This window comes from Chloroflexus sp., from assembly GCF_034432675.1.
Taxonomy (GTDB): Bacteria; Chloroflexota; Chloroflexia; order Chloroflexales; family Chloroflexaceae; genus Chloroflexus.
This window is the reverse complement of the sequence record NZ_DAOUBI010000232.1, coordinates 1-18,233: the sequence shown is the minus strand read 5'-3', so window position 1 is coordinate 18,233 and position 18,233 is coordinate 1. Positions and strand designations below refer to the sequence as shown.

Sequence of the window (18,233 nt, the reverse complement as noted above, 5' to 3'; positions counted from 1 at the left end):
AACACGATGCATTGCACCGTGCAATGCACACATAATAACATGCCTCACTTGTTGGGCGTATAAGATATTGATGTGTACATTTGGTGGGGCATTAATGTGGTGTTGGAACGTTGCCCCTTTTGATTGAGTTGCTGTGCGATTATCCTAGCAAATTGCGTTGAGGGGCGTCAAGCTGTGAAAAAGCCGTGCAGTATGCAAAAGTGTTTCAATGTTGAAACATTGAGCTGTTTCTCGCCCGGTATCATTACGGTTCAATCTCTAATACCTGATCGATACCCTGTTCAACCAGCAGTGGCAGGCCGCTACCAGGGGTTGCAATCAGAATCGGTGGGATATGAAAGCTCCCGGCAGTCGTGCTTTGGGTAGTAACAGTGAAGCGGTAGACACCAGGTGGCAGATTAACGCCGCTTAGTCGCACACTTCGCCGTTCACGATCTACCTGAACGTAAGAGAATTCGGCCGGGTTGCCAACGTGCACCGGTGTCAGCCCCGACGGCAGCGGAACGGTGACATCGCAACGAATCAGGGATTTTCTGACCAGCAACAATACCTCAACCCGCACCGGTTGATTGACCGACAGGGGGATGCCGGACGGGTGATAGATTAGGCGGACACGCAGGTCTTCAATTGTTGATTGTTCGGTTGTCGGGCTACGGATTGCGATGAGTGCCGGGCCACTCAGGGGTTCAATCCGCAAGACTCCGCCACGTACTTGCCAGCGTACTACGTCGTTTGGTGAGGTTGTTGTCAGCAGGTCATTGTTGTACCAGACCCGAACGCCGGCATTGTCGTTCTTAAGCGTATCACCCAGCGCAAGCGCGACACGGGCAGCTTCGTAAGGTGTCGGCCAGCCATCAATATCCCAACGCCGTAAGAGAGCAGCGCGCCAGGTAGTCAGACGGGGATCGCTGGGGCGATCACTACTGAGCGCTTGCACGACGCTGGCACTCACTGCCAGGGCACTCGATGGCATGCCTTCGGCGCCTGCCCAGGGCAGACCACCGCCGGCAGTTGACCAGAACTGTGCCAGTAGTGTGCTGCGGTCTTGGGTACGGTGCAACGCACTGAACGCCCACCCGGTCGGACCTGGAGGATTAATCAGGCCGGCTGACCCATCGGTAACCCCATGCAGCGACAAGACGTAATCAATGTACGCCTGCAAATCGAGTGTTGCGGTCGTTCGGGTGCGGCGCAGATAGAGGATTCCCGGATCACTCAGTGGGTTCGTCTGATTGGAAGGATTATCGATCCGGGCAATCGCTTCAAGGACAAAGGCAGTGATAAATGGATCAGATGGCTGATTCGGCCACCATCCCCAACCGCCATCTGGATTACGCAGGGCACGCAACTGGCCGGGTAGACTCTCTACTGCTGCCTGCCAGCGTTCGACGTCAGTGGTTGTGGGAGCGGTACGCTGCAATTCGTGGCCGATAATGAGGGCCGCAGCCAGCATGTCAGCCGTAGGTGCAGGTGATTGAAGCAGGCGTTGCGCCTGATCGGCCAGCGCTGAACGTGCGTTAGGGGCAACGGCAATCTCAGTATCACCGTCTGGGATGGTCAGTTCCAGTGGGTCGCTTACCAGCCGGTTTTGTGAGCGAGTGGCAATCCGCTCGTCACGCACAACCGGTACGGCATATTCAATGGGTGGTAGTGTGATGGTATCAATCACTTCGTAACGTAGACCCACGATAGACACGTCTGCCTGGGTCTGCAATCGCCAGGATGCATGAACGGTTGTACTGGCCGGGATGGTTATCGTCTGCTCAGGCGGATCAAGCAGGGTACCGCCGCTGGTCAACAGGCGCACCCGGACCGTACGCGCCTGCGCGTCGATGTTGCGCAAGATAAGCGTGGCAACGGCGGTGTCGTTGTTCCGGAGTGGTGGCAAAGGAATGGCAATAGCTTCAACCGGTTGGAATGTGTCAAGGAGTATGCCGGTCGCTGTAGCAGTTCCAGAGTCGGCGATGGCAATCACGTCGAGGCGCCAGCGCCCTGATTGTTGTGGTAGGCGGAGCGAGATTTGATGCTGATCGCCGGTTGATTGTACGGTTGAGGGCACAACGATGCCGGGGAGACCGCTTAACGGATGGGTTGTTCGCCTGGCAACCAGTGGCTGATTCCAGTGATCAAGGTTGATCGCCGGGGCGTGGATAGGAGTTAGCGTTGTCAGGAATGTACTCATCGGCGCGGTAACGGTTAACGTGATGGTCGTTCCCGGCACGACCTCGGTTTGTGGTAGGGAAAGTAATGGCGACGCCGGTGGATCGATCTGGAGCACCGCTGTATGTACCCAAAGCCGGGTGCCATCGTCGATCAAGGCTGTGATGAGCGTCGTTGGTGGTAAGTCGTTGGTGATGGGAAATGGAATAATCGTACCGGGCTGCAACGTTGTCAGGATAGTACGGGCTGTGTCACCCTGCCCTGCAATCAGCAAGAGAGTGCCACCGCCGGTTGGCCCACTGATCAACAGCCGTGCAGTCTCACCAACAGTGTAGGCAGTGCGATCAGTAACCAGCATTGGTTCAGCGGTGGCAATACCGGACCCTGCGACCCATAATTGGCGACGACTCACACTTAACCCAGAGCGCACGGTGACTTCGTAGCGACCGGGGGCGAGCGGAGCCAGGTCGGTGTTGGCTGTGCCACCGGCGTTGGTACGCACTCGCCGCACCAGCAACGGCGGATCGTTACTGGTGCGCCGTACCTCCAGTTCTACCAGGCTATTGGGGATGGGTAGACCGTCCACCTGTCGCAGCGAGATAGTTACTCTGGCCCGTTCATCGCGTTCAATAACCCGCGGCACCTCGATAGCGAGCCGTGGGCTGCGTGGCGCGATGATCCCTTCCGCGCTATATGGTAATTGTTCGCCGTCGGGCAACTGTGCTGTCAGATCTAAGCGGTAGCGAAGCGGGCGGATCAGGGCTTCGGCTGCCGGCAGTGTAATCTGCACCCGCCCGCTCTGGTCGGTAATAGCACTCGCCAGCGTTTCAGCGGCTGAACCCAACACGTCGCCGCTTGTCCCATCAAGCTCAGGTGTCGATAGTGTTTCGAGCCGAAGCGTCCAGCTCACCGCGACACCAGCGACCGGTAAGCCGGCACGAACCACATCGATGGCGAGACTGTTGGTGAGGGTTGGTGTCACGCGAATAGTTGTGGCGGTCGTCGGCACAAAGACCTGAATTGGCACAGCATACGTTGTCTCACCGATACTTACCTGCACCGTGTAAGTACCGGGTGCGGTACGGGCATCGAGGCGCAGGCTGCCGTTAAGCTGGCCGGTATCGTTGATTGTGCAGGTAACGACAGTCGGTTCGCCGGCGAGCTTTGGGCCGTCAAGCTTCAGGCGACAGGAGGTGTCGGTGGGCAGTGTCGCCCGACCATCAGGCTGACGTTCACGGACGATGCCGCTGATACGCACAATCCCGCCTGGGCGATAACTCAGTCGATCAGGTGCCAGCAGGGCAAGGGTTTCCGACCCGGTTGATCGCGCAAGCACAGTACGGGCCAGCGCAATACCTTCCCCTTCAGCAATAGCGATAATTGTCCGATTGGCGATACTGCCAACCAGGGTGCCCAATCCGGTAAGTGGCACGCGCCACACACCCTGCTCGTTGCTGGTACCGCGACTGATCAGCGATTCATCGAGGTAAATAGTGAGCGGGATGTTGGGGAGCGGTTTTCCGTTGCCGTAGCCGGTAACCCACAACAGTAACTCATCACCGTTGGGGACAACGGTCAGGCGGATTGCAGAGACGAGGAATAATTGATCAACGCGCAAACCATTGTCGGCTGTTAGCTGTAGGTAATAGGCACCGGGGGGGAGCAATGCTCCTTCACTATTGCTGGTAAGGGAAAAGACACTACGCACCAATTCATCAGGGGGATCGTTGAGTATTTCGCGCCAGGCTCGGACCAATGGCTGCCCGTACCGTTCCGGGATAAATCGCGGCCATTCTTCAGGGCGCAATGATATGGCGCGGATCAGTGTCGAGGCATCGAGCTGGTACAGTTGTGCGTTCAGGGCATTGAGATTCATGCGCTCAATGGTAATAGCCGGCGTTGCATTGGCCGGGAAGCGTTGCAGCAGATCACCGACAACCCGTAATGCCGGTGGGGAACTGGCGGTGCGTATCGTCAGTGAAATATCGTTTTGGAGTGGTACCCCACTGCGGTCGCGGGTGCCGGCGGCAATGGTGATGGTGTAAGTCGTTGCTGCCTGCACAACCGGGCGAAGACTGACCCGATTGTCATCAACGGTCAGATGAACGTCGTTCACCGGAGGATCAAAACGCAGTCCGGTTCGCAGTTCAGTCTCGTCCATTGGTGTGCTGAAGATCAGGCGAATCTCTTGATCGGGCAGCAGCGATTGGCTTTGGCCGGGGAAAGAGGCAATTAATGCCGGCTCTGGCTCAACATAAAACTGCCAACTTGACGACGATGCTTCGGTTTCGCCGGTACGGAGACGTATCTGATAGGTTTGACCGGGCACCCAACCAGTGTAGGGGGTAAAAGATACAACGTAGCGTCCATCATCCATGACGCCGGTCATATCGCCACTAATCGGCGGCGTAATATCGAGGACATTGCTGAGCAGGCGCGTATCAATGGGGGCATCGAAGATCAGGACCAGTGGTTGTTGCGGGTTCACCCATCGCGCTTCTGGCGGTGGGGTCTGGGCAATAAGCTTTGGCCAGGGCGTACTAAATTGCCAGCGAAACGGTTGTCCTAATTCAATACCCCGCGCATCGCGGAGTGTGGCATCGATGGTCAGCGTGTAGGTGGTTGCCGCAGTAAACGCCATCATCGGTTGCAGCAGCAGGGTCTGTGGATCGAGCCATTCGCCGCTAAGCGGCCAGGGCGGAGAGAGGCGTATCTGCGCGAGAGACATCAGCTGACCGACTGTATCCTCAGCCACCATAGGCTGGCTAAAGATGAGCGCAATCGGTGCATCGAGCAGGCGTGGGGCCAGTGCCGTGCGAATCGTTGGTTGGGCAGCCGTGACAAACGTTACATCCAGCGGTTGAGACAATGGCCGCCACCACCGACTTTGCGCGTTCGCCGCCACTTGGATGCGATACACGGTTGCCGGTTGTAAGGGTTGGGAAGGGACTATCTGCAACACGCGCATATCGTCTGACCACTGATAAGTAGCGGCCAGCGGCGGATCGATGCGGAGAGCGCGTATCACCGTAAATGGATTCATCGGCGTACTGAAGGCGAGCGTGATGGAGCTGCGGGGTGGTACGGTTTGGCTTTGGGGCAATGGATCGCGGAGTTGAACCGTAGGTGTCTCTACCCACGGCGACAACGGTGCCAGCCAGCGCATTGCCAGCCCACATAGTAAGCTCGCAACTACTCCGACCAACAAAATTGTCCAGAGGCGGGCCAGTCTCTGTATCCCGCGCTGCATGCTCACGTTCATGCTGGCTTCGACCGACGCTGCACGCTGATCGCGTGTTGTGAATGCTTCAGAACACCTATTAGTATACCATTGTCATCCAAGGGGGCGAGTACCATCCGGCGTGGTCGAGATAAACCGTTGTCGGTGCTATGGGCAATATGTGTTTCTAGATGGTACCGATGGACATGTTGTGAATGATACAACGACTTCCCGTCGGTGCGCGTTGGTTACGCTCACGTTGCTAAACCTGCCGACAGCACCTGATCGCGATAACGATCCATCCATTCCGATAACCATTGTCCTTGTTCTAACAGTTCCAAATGGTACTCAGGTTCCGCATCTGGTGTGCTGAGGGTACGTCGCAGGTTTCCCTGGAGCCAGACGACTTCGAGCATGACCGTGAGCGCGGTAGCTTCATGGCGCGACAGGGGCATAATTGCATTGTACGCCTGGAGAAGCAATCGTACCCGTTCGAGGTCAAGTGGTGCACGATATACCCCCCACGTTGACCAGTCTGGTGGTGGTGTGCTTATCGCCATATCTACCAGGGCATCCGCGACATCGACCAGGCGGGCATCAACGCAGACCTGATCATAGTCGATCAGCGCCGCCACTGCATCACCCCGAAAGATGAGATTGTCGCGATGTACATCACCGTGGATAAGCAGATGCGGGAGAGCGGTATAGGCTTCGTCACTCAGTTTATGGCACAAATCGGCGATACGTCGTTCGTACCAGTGCAACGGGATGGTCAACTCACCCAACAGATCACGAGTGATCAGGCGTTCGGTCAGACTGCGTAGACTGGAAGGCAGGTAACGGGGCGTTGATGCAGGGGGGAGATCGGGAAAACCGGCAACCGCCCGGTGATAACTGGCCAGCACACGGCCAATATCGCTCAACTGTTGAGGGCGGGCGGGATTAAATTCGTCGCCGATAATAAAGATGCTCAGCTCATAGACTCGGTCATTAACGATAACCATCGTCTCGCCATTGCGGGCCGGCAGGATACGTGGCGCCGGGAAACCGCGCTGGCGAAGCCAATCGAGCAGCCGATGGCGAAAGGTAATCGACTGAAGACCACTGACACGACGATTGCGACGAATCACAAAGCGGCCAACACTGGTTTCGATAAACGCTGTTTCGTTAATCATACCCCGGCCGGCAGCCCGTACCGACCGTAGCTCACCTACATCGTAGTGGGCCAGTACATGGGAAATTTCGTCGTGTGTCAGCATGGAGTAACCTCATCATAGTACACCGTTTCTATTCTACCATTGCGAGGAACGGTCCTCGATGACCGTGTTGCATATTGTGATAGCAGGCACTGGGAATGTGCATGATTTGATACAAGCCGTGTTATACTTGAGAGTATGGTAACAAGGCACGGAACAGGACATCACGGACAATCGATAGTACGGGTTTCGCTTTCCAGTGGCGCACCTCTCATTGAGGCAACGTTTGCCGGTCGCCCGGCTCAGTTTCTGGTTGAAGCTCAGATGGGTGGGCGTATGGTGCGCGCCCATCTCGCCGACCGGGGGCGATTAACCGATTTGTTAACGCCGGGAGCGCGCTTGTTGCTTGCCTCACGCGAGGAGATTGGGCGGAAGACGGTATTTCAGGTGGTGGCAGTCTATCAAGACAGCGACCTGGTCGCTCTTGATACCCAATTACCCAATCGCCTGGTGGCGGCAGCGTTGTCGCTCGGTGCGCTTCCCCAATTCGCACGTTATTCGCGGGTACAGCGGGAAGTACAGCTCGGCCCGCATCGCATCGATTTTCGCTTGAGTGAAGGACTGGATACCTGCCTGCTGGAGGTCAAGTCGGTGACCCGGCTGGTTGATGGTATTGCAGTCTTTCCCGATGCACCGACTAGGCGTGGTGAGCGCCATCTGGAGCTACTAATTAATGCTGCCTGCAATGGCCAGCGGGCGGCTGTAGTGTTCATCATTCAACGCTCGCGAGGTTGCGCATTTGCCCCCGATGTAACCGTTGATCCTGCGTTCAGTCGGTCGTTACGCGAAGCACGCTCGGTCGGCGTCGAGATATACGCCTACCGTTGTCCGGTCGATCCGTCTGGTATCGCGCTGGGTCAGGAAGTGCCGGTCTTTTCCTCATTTGCAGCCGTACCGTTCGAGCTGCGGCAGCACTGCTGACGCAGGATTTCACTCACTCCAGTTCTCGCAAGAGCGAGACCAATCGCTCATTCAGCAACTTGTACCCTGCCGCGTTGATGTGAAGCAGATCATCGCGAAATGGCTCAGCTACATACCCCGTTTCATCGGCTAGGATTGCTGCACTATCGAAGATGATGGCATCTGAGGCTGCCATTGCATGGATTGCCTGGTTGACGCGGGTAATTGCCGCCGTGATACGGCCGGTTGATGGATCGAGCCGTTCGAGCGCATTTGGACCGAGGGGAAAGATGGTAGTCAGGATAACCCGGCTGCCATCATTGCGGGCGAGTGTCAGCATCTCGCGGAGGTTTGCAATGGTTGCCTGCGTAATAGCCTCGCTGTCATCGTCGTCGTCCAGAATTGCCAGCGCCGCCAGATCATTGACACCGACCTGCATAATCACCAGTTCTGGCTTGAGCGGGCTAACATGGATCGGGTAGCGCAGGCGAGCCTGGGCGCTGGTATGGCCGGGAACGCCGCGGTTAACCACCGTAAAGCCGGTCGGTGTCGGCCATGCTGCGGCTCGCGAGTCACCGAACATCACGATACGCGCTGATGGCGAGCGATCATTGCTGATAGCGGTCAAACCTAGCGGATCAAGCCGGGTCAGATGAAACAGCCGTTCAAAATGACGGGCGCGCTGCCAGGCCAGCAATCCCCCCAGACAGACTACCCCCAGCACAGCAAGCCAGATAAGCCAAAGCCGACGTGTCAATTGCAAGCCTCCAGAGTCTTCTTCATCTTTGCGCACTGCATAATCTTTTTTACCACAACAAATACTGAAACGCACGTACAGGAACCGGAGGCTGGGAAGTGCACCGCAGAGTGGGGAGCGGTGATGGGCGTGCTCCAGGGCAAGCTCCCGCCCCCAGCGGGGGCGGGCTGGGGTGGGGATGTGCCTCCATCGCAGCGGGGGAGTGATGAGGGGCGTATTTCATGAGGGTTGCCGTGTGTCAAGCACGTGCGTATCAGCGGGTATGATAGCTATGGATGCTGTTTTGGGCGACTGGCTCGATGGCAGTGCGCTGCTCCAGCCGTGCTATCACGTACTGAATGATTGCCTTACCCGCTTGTCCTGCGCGTGTCGCGCAGTTTGGAGTGCGGCAGCCATGCTGCCGCGCCAGCCGTGCTCACGATCCGGCGCGTGGCATACCGTTCCCCATCCTGGTCACGGGGGTGCTAGATTGGATCGTGCCGATCATCGAGTCGGTCAGGCATGCGTGCGATCCTTGCGCGTAGACGGTTATGTTGCAAGAGATTCGTGCCTGTACACCAGCGGCCACGGCCAGCATCTGACAGCGGTGGAGAGGATGCTTCTCTACGCAGGCTGGAAGCCTGAGCCACGGGGAGCGCTTGCAACCTGGCTTAACGCAGCGTGACATGTGGGTAATGCATAGCCGCTAAGGGTAGGCATCCTCCCGTCCCCAGCGGGGGCGGGCTGGGGTGGAGGTGTGTCTCCATCACAGCGGGGGAGTGATGAGGGGCGTACTCCTCATCCGAGCGCTGAGAGCGCACGCCTCCGGCGCACCACAGTGCCGGTACCATTCCCTCACGCGCCAGCCATACACGTGCTCGCCGTATGGCGTGCGGTAGCCATGCTGCCGCGCCAATCGCGCTCATCGCTCCATCTCTGCGGATCGGTTAGCCTGCCGGTCGCTAACGGCGGGTAATGCCCTCCAGCTTTCGCTCCGCGTATCAATGCATTACCTACAACCCGGATACTGCATTGCCCGCGCTGTGGGAGCGGGTCAGGGGGAACGGGCATCCTCCCGTCCCCAGCGGGGGCGGGAGAATGCTCTCGCCCCCAGACTTGCTTCTGCACACGGGCTATGCAGTATCCGAGGTATGGGTAATGCGCGCCGGAGGTGTGCGCTCCCAGCGCTCGGATGGGGAGCACGCTCCCACTCCCCACTCCCCATTCCCCACGCCACCAATGCTTGCCGCGATGTTACCTGCTCAGCGGGGTGCCACCACCAGTGCAGGTAGCCGGGCGGCACCCGCGGCGATGACCAGGCAGGCACAGCCGCTAATGAAGAAGGCACTCTCCAGCCCAAAAGGAGTAACCACCATGGCACCGATGAGGGGAGCGACGGCGCGGGCTGCTGAGACAATCGAGCTGTCGAGGCCGTATACTGCGCCTTCATTCCCTTCGGCGGTGTAACGACCGAGGAGTGCGCTGAGTGACGGGGTGATACCGCCGATTGCCGCGCCACTCAGGGCTTGCAGGATCAGGAGCTGCCAGATGTTGGTGACGATGCCTTGCGGCAGGAACGCGAGACCCGCCACCAGGGCGCTGACCATTAACACCTGCTGATGCCCGATACGATCACCGAGACGCCCCAGCCAGATGGCGGTCGCTGTGCCGGCGGCTGATGAAATGCCAACTATCAGGCCGGTGTAGGCGCTTACCGGATCGGTTGGGGAGAGCAGGCTGGCAATGAATAGCGGTGCGAACGGCAGCAGGATCGTTTGGGACAGGCTGCTGAGGAAGCGCATGCTGTAGGCCGGTCTGATGCCGGGTGTGCGTAAGATGCTCAACCAGCTTTGCCACATGCTCAACGATGGCCGTTTGGTGGCAGAGGCCGTCTGGCGCACGCCGCGCACCCCAACCGTGACCAGGATGCCGGAGATGAGCAGGAGTGTTGCGGTGGTGATGAAGGTCGCCCGAAAGCCGAGGGTTTCGGCCATGATGCCACCGATTAGCGGGCCGGCTGCGGTGCCACTCCATAAGCCCATCTGGAGCGTCCCCATCGCGAAGCCCATGCGTTCGCGGGGGATGACGGTTGCTACCAGGGCATTGGCAGCCGAGATGGTGCCGGTGATCAGGCCCTGGATGGTGCGTAGCAGGGTCAATTCTTCGGCGGAACGGGCAAAACCCATCAGTAGCAGGATAATGGCACCGCCGTACATGGCCCGTTCGACCATCAGTTTGTAGCCGAGCCGGTCGGCCAGTGATCCCCAGATCGGTGCGGCAATTGCCATGGTCAGGGCTTGCAGTGAGAAGACCAGACCTGACCAGAGGGCAACGTCGCCGATGGTCGCCACGCCCAGATAGGCGACGTACAACGGCAGAAATGGAAAGATGATTGAAAACCCGATTGCCGAAAGAAACTGGGCGACGAACATAATCCAGAGGGTTGTTTGCCAGCGTGTTTGCATGATCGTATTCAGGGAATATCTCTCTCGTTGTAACGGCAGGGCTGATGCGGTAAAGCCTATCCCAGGCTGGGCAATACGCTGGTGGCAAAGGATTCCAGTCGATCCAAATCATCAAGATCAAGCCATTGCACCATAATCCGTTGCACGCCGACAGCGGCAAATGCCTGAATCTGTTCGACAATCTCGTCGGCGACGCCGACCAGGATGCCGCGGGCACGCAATTGCTGGCGGTCGCGTCCGGCCAGCAGCCGCTCCACTTCCTGTTCGTCGCGCCCAAACACCGACCCGATCATTAGTGTGCGCCGTACAGCCTCGCGTGGCCGACCGGCTGCGTCCAGCAGGTTGTCGAGTTTGGCGTTGAGTTCGGCAAATCGGGCCGGCGGTACAAAAACGGCATTCCATTCGTCGGCGTAGCGGGCGGTGAGGGGTAATGTGCGCTGCTCGCCATTGCCGCCGATCACAATCGGCGGGCCGCCCGGGCGCTGGGGGCGGGGCAATAAAATGGCTTCGCGCAACTGGTAGTACTCGCCGATCCAGGTGACCGGTGTGTCACTGCGCAGGAGGCAGGTCACGACTTCGAGACCTTCGCGGAAGCGTTGAAAGCGCGGCGCTACTTCCAGCAGATCAAAGCCGAACATCGTATGTTCGCGTTCCTGCCAGCCCGCACCCAGGCCGAGCTGTAACCGTCCACCGGACAGGTCGTCGACGGCGGCGGCCATTCTGGCTGTCATGGCCGGATGGCGGAATGAGACCGGTGAGACCAACGGCCCGAATTCGATCCGTTTGGTATGCGAGGCCAGCCAGGTCAGGGAAACCCACAATTCAAGCGATTCCTTCTCTGGGGGATTGGCGTTGGTGAAGTGATCGGAGCGGTAGAGACCGGCAAACCCTAAATCTTCAGCCGCCTGCGCCAGCCGCTGCCAGCGCGACCAGGTCAGTCCATTCTGGCCTTCAATCATCAAGGCTACGTCAATTATCATCTTCAGTACTCCTGATCGGCGAAACCTGCTATAGTATGAACGGGCCGCGTTGCGGCGTGTGGATAGTATACCGCGAAAAATAGTTGATGCGTCCATTTTTTGTCTACGGAACGTTAAAGCGGGGACAATCAAACTATGCCCGGCTGTTGGCCGGCTATACGCTGCGCGAGGAACGGGCCTGGTTGCCGGCGGCAGCGCTCTACACCGCCGGGCTGTACCCGTTTCTGGTGCAGGCTGCCGATCTGGTGCCTGCCGGTGCGATTGTGTTTGGCGAACTGATCGAGGTGCAGCCTGACCACTACCAGCGGTTGTTGCGGTTGCTCGATGGATTGGAAGATTACGTTCCCGGACGGGTCGGTAATCTGTACGAACGGATTGTGGTGACGGTGCAGACGGCTAACGGTGAGCGGGAAGCGTGGGTGTACGTCGCCGGTCGAGCTGCGGAAGCAGCGATCCGACGTGGTGAATTACACTGGATTGGTAATGGTGAGTGGTGATACCACACGACCCTGGAGAAGACCATGACGCAACGAATTGTCAATATCGGTCTGGTGCAGATGCGCTGTACCGCCGATCCAGAGTTCAATATGGCGACGGCGGAAGCCGGGATTCGGGCAGCAGCGGCGCAGGGGGCGCAGATTGTGTGTCTGCCGGAGCTGTTTCGGTCGCTCTATTTCTGTCAGAGCGAGAATCATGATTTCTTCGCTCTGGCCGAGCCGGTGCCCGGCCCCAGTACCGGGCGGCTCAGTAAACTGGCTGCTGAGTTGCAGGTGGTGATTGTGGCCAGTCTGTTCGAGAAACGGGCGGAAGGTCTCTACCACAATACGGCGGCGGTGATCGATGCCGATGGCCGGTATCTGGGGAAGTACCGTAAGATGCACATTCCCGATGATCCGCTCTTCTACGAGAAGTTTTATTTCACGCCGGGTGATCTGGGGTTCAAGGTGTTCAAAACGCGCTACGCCCGGATCGGGGTGCTGATCTGCTGGGATCAATGGTACCCCGAAGCGGCCCGGCTCACGGCGCTACGCGGAGCCGATGTGCTCTGTTATCCGACGGCAATTGGCTGGCATCCCGCTGAGAAGTCTGAGTACGGTGTAGCGCAACACCAGAGCTGGGAGATTATCCAGCGCTCACACGGGATTGCCAACGGTTGTTACGTCGTGAGCATCAATCGTACCGGTCACGAAGGCGATCCTGCCGGTGGGATCGAGTTCTGGGGGCAGAGCTTTGTTTCCGATCCTTCGGGAACGGTGATCGTGCGGGCGCCGGTTGATGAGCCGGCGGTGCTGGTCGCCCCCATCGATCTGGCAAAGATTGATGTGCAGCGTACTCACTGGCCATTTCTGCGCGATCGCCGGATTGATGCCTACGGCGAGATTACGCGCCGTTATCTTGATGAGGAGTAAGCGTTATGGCAACCCCTGCCGAACTGGGTTACCGGATGCCCGCCGAATGGGAACCGCATCAGGCTACATGGCTTTCGTGGCCGCATAAAGAGGAGAGCTGGCCGGGTATTATTGACCGTATCTGGCCGGTCTATGCCCGTTTTGTCGCCGAACTGGCCCGTGGCGAGACGGTGCATATCAATGTGAACGATGCTGCCATGGCCGATCAGGCGCGCTCCTTCCTGGCCGAAGCAGGAGCCGTCGGCGATATTCGCTTGCACGAATTTCCAACCAACGATGCCTGGTGCCGCGATCACGGTGCTATTTTCGTGGTGCGTGATACGCCTGCCGGGCGCGAGCTGGCCGCCACCGATTGGGAGTTTAATACCTGGGGCGGGAAGTATCCTCCTTACGATCTCGACAACCAGATTCCGGCCCGGATGGCCGCGTATCTGGGAGTGCCACGGTTCTGTGGTGGGATGGTGCTGGAGGGTGGTTCGATTGACGTGGATGGGAACGGCTTATTGCTGACCTCTGAGCAGTGTCTGCTCAACCCCAACCGTAATCCGCACCTGGATCGGGCGGCTATCGAGCAGCGTCTGCGCGAGATGCTCGGTGTTCACACCATTCTCTGGCTGGGTGAAGGGATTGTCGGTGATGATACCGATGGTCATATTGATGATCTGGCCCGCTTTGTTGCGCCTGGAGTGGTGGTGACCGTTGTCGAGGAAGATCCACTTGACGAGAATTATCACGTGCTCCAGGACAATCTCCGCCGGCTGCAACTGATGCGGGATGCTGCCGGCAGGCCGCTCACAGTACTGACTATTCCGATGCCGCCGCCGGTGGTGTTTCAGGGTCAGCGCTTACCAGCCTCGTATGCCAATTTTTACATCGCCAACCACATGGTGATCGTGCCTACCTTCAATCATCCCAACGATCAGCGGGCATGTGCCGTCTTGCAGCACTGTTTTCCTGATCGGCGTGTGGTGGGGATCGAGGCGACCGATGTTATCTGGGGACTGGGATCGTGGCATTGTCTCAGTCAGCAGGTGCCGGCGGGATCGATCAATGTTGGATGATAAGCTGGCATACGTTCCAGCATCAGTAGGAGCGACGCATGCGTCGCCCCTACCGGCCCTGCTCCAAAACCTCGCGGATGCGGTTATGCGGTTCGATGTGCAAGACACCGACTGAACGGGCTACCGGCATCAGTTCAGCCGGTTCGAGGACACACAGGAACGGATTATCGCCTCCCAGCGCACGATGATTGGTAGCGCTGAGACAGAACAGATCGAATGTCCCCATGATGTAGCGCGGTAATTCAAAAACACCATCACTACCGGGGGCCAGCTCAATCCAGCGATCCATCGTTGGAATGCTGACGACCATTGCCTCATCAGCGATATTCCGCACGCTCAGCACCGGTTCGCGTTCCGGCGGTAGGGTCAGGCTAACCGGTGAGCAGCCTTGACTGGTGATTGTGAGATCAACTGGCGGTATTGATGTTGTGCAGGCACTGCATAACAACACGCAAAGGATCAACCATCTGCTCATAGTCACAACTGATCGGCTAGCGGCACTGGTGAACAACCGGCACGAAGACCTGATACCCAGTATCGGCTAGTGTAGCGGTAGCCGACAGATCGGGTGGCAGATCGGGGCCGCGCACAATCCCCAGTGGCGTATACGACGACAGACCGGGGAAGATGGTACCGAGCTTCGGGTTACCGAGCCGGCGCACCAGAATCTCGCTCAACACCTGGCGATAGTCGGTCGTGATTTGCAGGTCTTGCCGTTTATCGAGCTGATCGGGATGCAATCCCGGCCAGGTACCGTAGATGCGACGACCATTCACGTTGCCGCCCAACACCATCATCACATTACCGTGACCATGATCGGTTCCATTTGACAAATTGCGTCCCAGGCGGCGGCCGAACTCGCTGAGCACGACAATGGTTAGCCGACTGTGATAGGCATTGAGGTCGTTGTAGAAGGCATGCAGACCCTGGGAGAGAATGCCCAGACGGTCGGGGAGATAGCCGGTCCCGTCACTGTTGGCCTGCGCTTCGTGCGTATCCCAACCACCGAAATCAATCGTTGCTACTTGCAGCCCAAGATCAGCTTTGATCAATTGCGCCACCGTCTTCAAGGCATCGCCAAACGATCCCGAAGGGTATGTGGTACCAGTGGCCGGGGTATAGCTTCCCAGGCTCCGCATCACATCAATCACCTGCGTGACCCGGCGACCGGCCGGTGCCAGTGGGTTGATCGAACTCCGGCTGTAGATTTCGCGGAGCGTACTGAGGAAGGGGTAGTTATCTTGTGGACGGTTGTAGCGCCAGATGGTACTGATATTGAAGCTACTGGGTGAGGTGACGGCAACCGCTCCTGTATAGTCCAACAGCGAAGCAGGTGGTGCGCTATTGGCAGCGATTGCCGGCAATAGCGTGCTGACCCCACCCTGGGTTTGTAAATGACGAGTGAGCCAGCCGCTGCTAGTCGTTTTGTTCCCCGGTGTTCCGCGTTCGATATAGTCCATGGCGTCAAAATGGCTGCGCGTATCATCATCGAGGCCACAGGCGTGGATGAACGCAAGGTGCCCACTGTTGTACAGATCGCGCAGATGGGGCATTCTGCTGTTTAGCCCAAAGCTGGACGTATTGAATGACGGGTTGTTCTGATCAATACGCAACGGCGCATTCGCCCCGCTCAAAGGTAATGCCAGCGTTCCGCGGGCACTCCGGTAATTCGAATCATCGTATGGGCTGAGCAGACTCAGCCCATCGCAGCCACCGCGCAGAAAAATCTGCACAAAAATTTCATTCGTTGCCTGGGGTTGGGCCGGCTCGGCGAAGGCCAGTTGGCCGACGCGAGCCGCAGCCATCGCCGCAATTGCAGCGCTGCACCCCATCAGAAATTCGCGACGAGTCCATTGCATTGGTGTATTCTCCTCTGGTGTGGCGCTGATTATCGCAGCCAGAATTCAGGACTGGTAGCCAGTAACTGTACCATCGCAACAATCCGGTCATTGACGGCGTCCGCAGATCCCCAATCTGGAGCACCGCGCAGCGGTTGGGGCGGTTGGTTCGGATCGCCACCTTGCGCCAGAAAGTTAATCAGCAGAGTACGGAGATCACCGGTGGGAATGTAGGTCAGCATGCGCTGGAGCCAAAAGTCAACAATCTCTGCACAGGACCGACCGGGTGGGGTCTGACCGACAATGTCAACGGTTACATTGCCGCCCCAGGATTGTGACATCGTGTAAAAGGTGTTCCAGGTTCTGAGCAAGGCATTCGTATTTGCCCAGTAATCGGCTCGGTCAGGATGGCCGGTAGGTGTGTCCCAGCCGAAGAGCCGATGACCGGTCTGGTCCGCGTTCCAAAGCAGGCTTGACCAGTAGCTACCCTGCGTTGCATCGCCGTTCACGGCTGGAACGTCGTTGGGCAAGGCAGCGTTGGTGGTGCGCAAAAATGCCCACATTGCCTCAAGGGGGCGGCAGATCTTGGCGCCAAAGGTGCTTTTTGCTTCTGAGGAAAGCAGAATAGCTTCAACGACGCGCCGGATCTGATCAGGCGAATCACGATGCTGCATCCAGACGTTCCACGCCGTATTGATGAGTGATTCCGGCGGATTGTCGGCCACCAGCCGCCGGCACAGTTTGGTACAGAGATGGCGGGCTGTACCGGGGTGGCGGGCAACGAGACGCAGAACTTCCATACCATCACTTTCTGCACCGTTATTGAAAGGAAAGTTGGGTGCCGGCTCGATACCGGGTAGGGGGGCTGGTGCCAGCACAGTTTTGGGATAGTTATCGTGCCAGGACTCCATGATGTAGAAAGCACCAGTATTTGGTCGCCCGTCGCGGCCATTGGCAATTGTCCAGCCGGTCAGACAGCGAGAGGCTTCGTAGACATCATAGTCAATATAGGCGGATGCATAGCTCTCACTACCGTATTCTGCAACTGGGATATTACCGCGTTGATTGTAGAATTTACGGTAGTTGTCACTTCCCAGCGTATGTAACTCGAAGAGTTCACGGGCAAAATTCTCGTTGCCGCCTTCACCGCCGCCGGCTTTATTACTCACATTGTTGAGGTAATACATCATGGCAATGCTCTTGGTGACCTCAACCAGCATGGTGTAAAAATTGCCCAGGGTATGGGTGCGAATGATGCGGTCGTAGTCGGGCCAGGTGGCAGCGATCCGTTGATCGGCAGTAGCCCGCACATTGAAATGGTTGTGCCAGAAATCAACCATCACCTCGAAGAGCTGGCGACGACTGCACAAAGCCCGAATCCACGTCGCCACGCGTACCTCTTCGTAAGGCCGAATGCGCTCGGCCCAGGGCAGATCGGGTACTACCCGCTGTTGCCAGAGTGTTTCGCGTGTGGCTGATAGCCAGCTTAGCGGTCGAACTTCGCTGATTGTGCGGTTGTTGTGGTTGTAGCGAATCTTGAGCTGAGCGGACAGAATGCGATTAGCGCAAGGAGTGTTGTCAATTGCAGTGTAGTTCAGTTGCTGCCGAACCCAATTGTCGAACCGTTCTTCATCACTCGCGCCAGAAGTAGCATCATACATCGCCATCAATTCGGGGCTGGGACCGAAAGCCAGTCGACGCATTGCAATCGTGCGTAGCGAAGCCGGCTGAGTGTACGAACAGGCGGCAACCGGTGCAGGTGAGGTGCCTACGGCTGTCAGTCCGGCAGCGGCTAGCCCGGCAATCAGGGCAACACCGCCTTCGAGCACGTCACGTCGAGTTAGTTCCATAGGTTTTTGATCTGATATATTGTTTCTTGCGATCTACCTGAAAAGATTGTAATCTTGACTGAAAAACTACTACTATCACCAAAAGGTACTATCTTTGGCCGGCAACAGGTACGTTGTTTCAGTAGGACGCTGGCTCAGATAGAGAGATGTTACTGGAAGTGCGGTGCGCGCCGGAGGTGTGCGCACCCAGTGCTTTGCCCAGGGCGGCTGGAGGTGCGCGGCGGATGTGCGCTCTCGCAGTGCTGTTCCCTATGCATTACCCACATGTCACGTTGCGTTAAGATGGACTGCAAGCGCTCCCCGTGGCGCAGGCTTCCAGCCTGCGTGGAGGCATCCTCGCCACCGCCGGCAGATGCTG

General features: G+C 57.9%; 12 protein-coding genes. 4 read left to right on the top strand and 8 right to left on the bottom strand.

Features of this window, described 5'->3' with window-relative positions:
* Nucleotides 1-244: 244 nt before the first annotated feature.
* Nucleotides 245-5,410: an Ig-like domain-containing alpha-2-macroglobulin family protein gene (locus tag VAE55_RS17360; protein WP_322816980.1), complete on the bottom strand. Its 5,166-nt coding sequence runs from the start codon at nt 5,408-5,410 to the stop codon at nt 245-247.
* A 224-nt stretch (nt 5,411-5,634) separates the two neighbouring features.
* On the bottom strand, nt 5,635-6,639 hold the full coding sequence (locus VAE55_RS17355; RefSeq protein WP_322816979.1) for a homoserine kinase: 1,005 nt from the start codon (nt 6,637-6,639) through the stop codon (nt 5,635-5,637).
* A gap of 135 nt (nt 6,640-6,774) precedes the next feature.
* Between VAE55_RS17355 and sfsA the strand changes: the two genes are divergently transcribed.
* Complete coding sequence (gene sfsA, locus VAE55_RS17350; protein WP_322816978.1) at nt 6,775-7,557, top strand: DNA/RNA nuclease SfsA; 783 nt, start codon at nt 6,775-6,777, stop codon at nt 7,555-7,557.
* Between the two features lie 13 nt (nt 7,558-7,570).
* Here sfsA and VAE55_RS17345 read toward each other — a convergent pair whose 3' ends face one another.
* The 3 genes from VAE55_RS17345 to VAE55_RS17335 form a co-directional block, all read right to left on the bottom strand.
* Nucleotides 7,571-8,293 carry an SGNH/GDSL hydrolase family protein gene (locus VAE55_RS17345; RefSeq protein WP_322816977.1) on the bottom strand — a complete coding sequence of 241 codons (723 nt, stop codon included), beginning with the start codon at nt 8,291-8,293 and terminating at the stop codon, nt 7,571-7,573.
* 1,241 nt (nt 8,294-9,534) lie between these two features.
* Entirely contained in the window at nt 9,535-10,737 is a 1,203-nt protein-coding gene (locus VAE55_RS17340) for an MFS transporter (RefSeq protein ID WP_322816976.1), read from the bottom strand.
* Nucleotides 10,738-10,793: 56 nt separating this feature from the next.
* On the bottom strand, nt 10,794-11,717 hold the full coding sequence (locus VAE55_RS17335; RefSeq protein ID WP_322816975.1) for an LLM class F420-dependent oxidoreductase: 924 nt from the start codon (nt 11,715-11,717) through the stop codon (nt 10,794-10,796).
* Between the two features lie 86 nt (nt 11,718-11,803).
* Between VAE55_RS17335 and VAE55_RS17330 the strand changes: the two genes are divergently transcribed.
* The 3 genes from VAE55_RS17330 to VAE55_RS17320 are packed head-to-tail and all read left to right on the top strand — an operon-like array spanning nt 11,804 to nt 14,187.
* Nucleotides 11,804-12,214: a gamma-glutamylcyclotransferase family protein gene (locus tag VAE55_RS17330; protein ID WP_322816974.1), complete on the top strand. Its 411-nt coding sequence runs from the start codon at nt 11,804-11,806 to the stop codon at nt 12,212-12,214.
* Between the two features lie 24 nt (nt 12,215-12,238).
* Entirely contained in the window at nt 12,239-13,126 is an 888-nt protein-coding gene (locus VAE55_RS17325; RefSeq protein WP_322816973.1) for a carbon-nitrogen hydrolase, read from the top strand.
* Nucleotides 13,127-13,131: 5 nt separating this feature from the next.
* A complete protein-coding gene (locus VAE55_RS17320; RefSeq protein ID WP_322816972.1) occupies nt 13,132-14,187 on the top strand; it encodes an agmatine deiminase family protein in 1,056 nt (351 codons plus the stop codon).
* Nucleotides 14,188-14,236: 49 nt separating this feature from the next.
* On the opposite strand, the gene VAE55_RS17315 is transcribed toward VAE55_RS17320, so the two are convergent.
* Genes VAE55_RS17315 through VAE55_RS17305 form a run of 3 tightly spaced genes read right to left on the bottom strand, consistent with a single transcriptional unit; the run spans nt 14,237 to nt 17,875 of the window.
* Complete coding sequence (locus tag VAE55_RS17315) at nt 14,237-14,662, bottom strand: cupredoxin domain-containing protein (protein ID WP_322816971.1); 426 nt, start codon at nt 14,660-14,662, stop codon at nt 14,237-14,239.
* Nucleotides 14,663-14,678: 16 nt separating this feature from the next.
* Entirely contained in the window at nt 14,679-16,046 is a 1,368-nt protein-coding gene (locus VAE55_RS17310; protein ID WP_322816970.1) for a DUF1501 domain-containing protein, read from the bottom strand.
* Nucleotides 16,047-16,075: 29 nt separating this feature from the next.
* Nucleotides 16,076-17,875, bottom strand: a complete 1,800-nt coding sequence (locus VAE55_RS17305) for a DUF1800 domain-containing protein (RefSeq protein ID WP_322816969.1) — start codon at nt 17,873-17,875, stop codon at nt 16,076-16,078.
* Nucleotides 17,876-18,233: the final 358 nt, after the last annotated feature.

What these genes read in the sequence shown, in the direction of transcription:
- VAE55_RS17335 (WP_322816975.1), bottom strand. Translation starts at nt 11,717, where the DNA reads ATGATAATTGACGTAGCCTTGATGATTGAAGGCCAGAATGGACTGACC.
- VAE55_RS17310 (WP_322816970.1), bottom strand. Translation starts at nt 16,046, where the DNA reads ATGCAATGGACTCGTCGCGAATTTCTGATGGGGTGCAGCGCTGCAATT.
- VAE55_RS17360 (WP_322816980.1), bottom strand. Translation starts at nt 5,410, where the DNA reads ATGCAGCGCGGGATACAGAGACTGGCCCGCCTCTGGACAATTTTGTTG.
- VAE55_RS17320 (WP_322816972.1), top strand. Translation starts at nt 13,132, where the DNA reads ATGGCAACCCCTGCCGAACTGGGTTACCGGATGCCCGCCGAATGGGAA.
- VAE55_RS17305 (WP_322816969.1), bottom strand. Translation starts at nt 17,875, where the DNA reads ATGGAACTAACTCGACGTGACGTGCTCGAAGGCGGTGTTGCCCTGATT.
- VAE55_RS17340 (WP_322816976.1), bottom strand. Translation starts at nt 10,737, where the DNA reads ATGCAAACACGCTGGCAAACAACCCTCTGGATTATGTTCGTCGCCCAG.
- sfsA (WP_322816978.1), top strand. Translation starts at nt 6,775, where the DNA reads ATGGTAACAAGGCACGGAACAGGACATCACGGACAATCGATAGTACGG.
- VAE55_RS17315 (WP_322816971.1), bottom strand. Translation starts at nt 14,662, where the DNA reads ATGAGCAGATGGTTGATCCTTTGCGTGTTGTTATGCAGTGCCTGCACA.
- VAE55_RS17325 (WP_322816973.1), top strand. Translation starts at nt 12,239, where the DNA reads ATGACGCAACGAATTGTCAATATCGGTCTGGTGCAGATGCGCTGTACC.
- VAE55_RS17330 (WP_322816974.1), top strand. Translation starts at nt 11,804, where the DNA reads ATGCGTCCATTTTTTGTCTACGGAACGTTAAAGCGGGGACAATCAAAC.
- VAE55_RS17355 (WP_322816979.1), bottom strand. Translation starts at nt 6,639, where the DNA reads ATGCTGACACACGACGAAATTTCCCATGTACTGGCCCACTACGATGTA.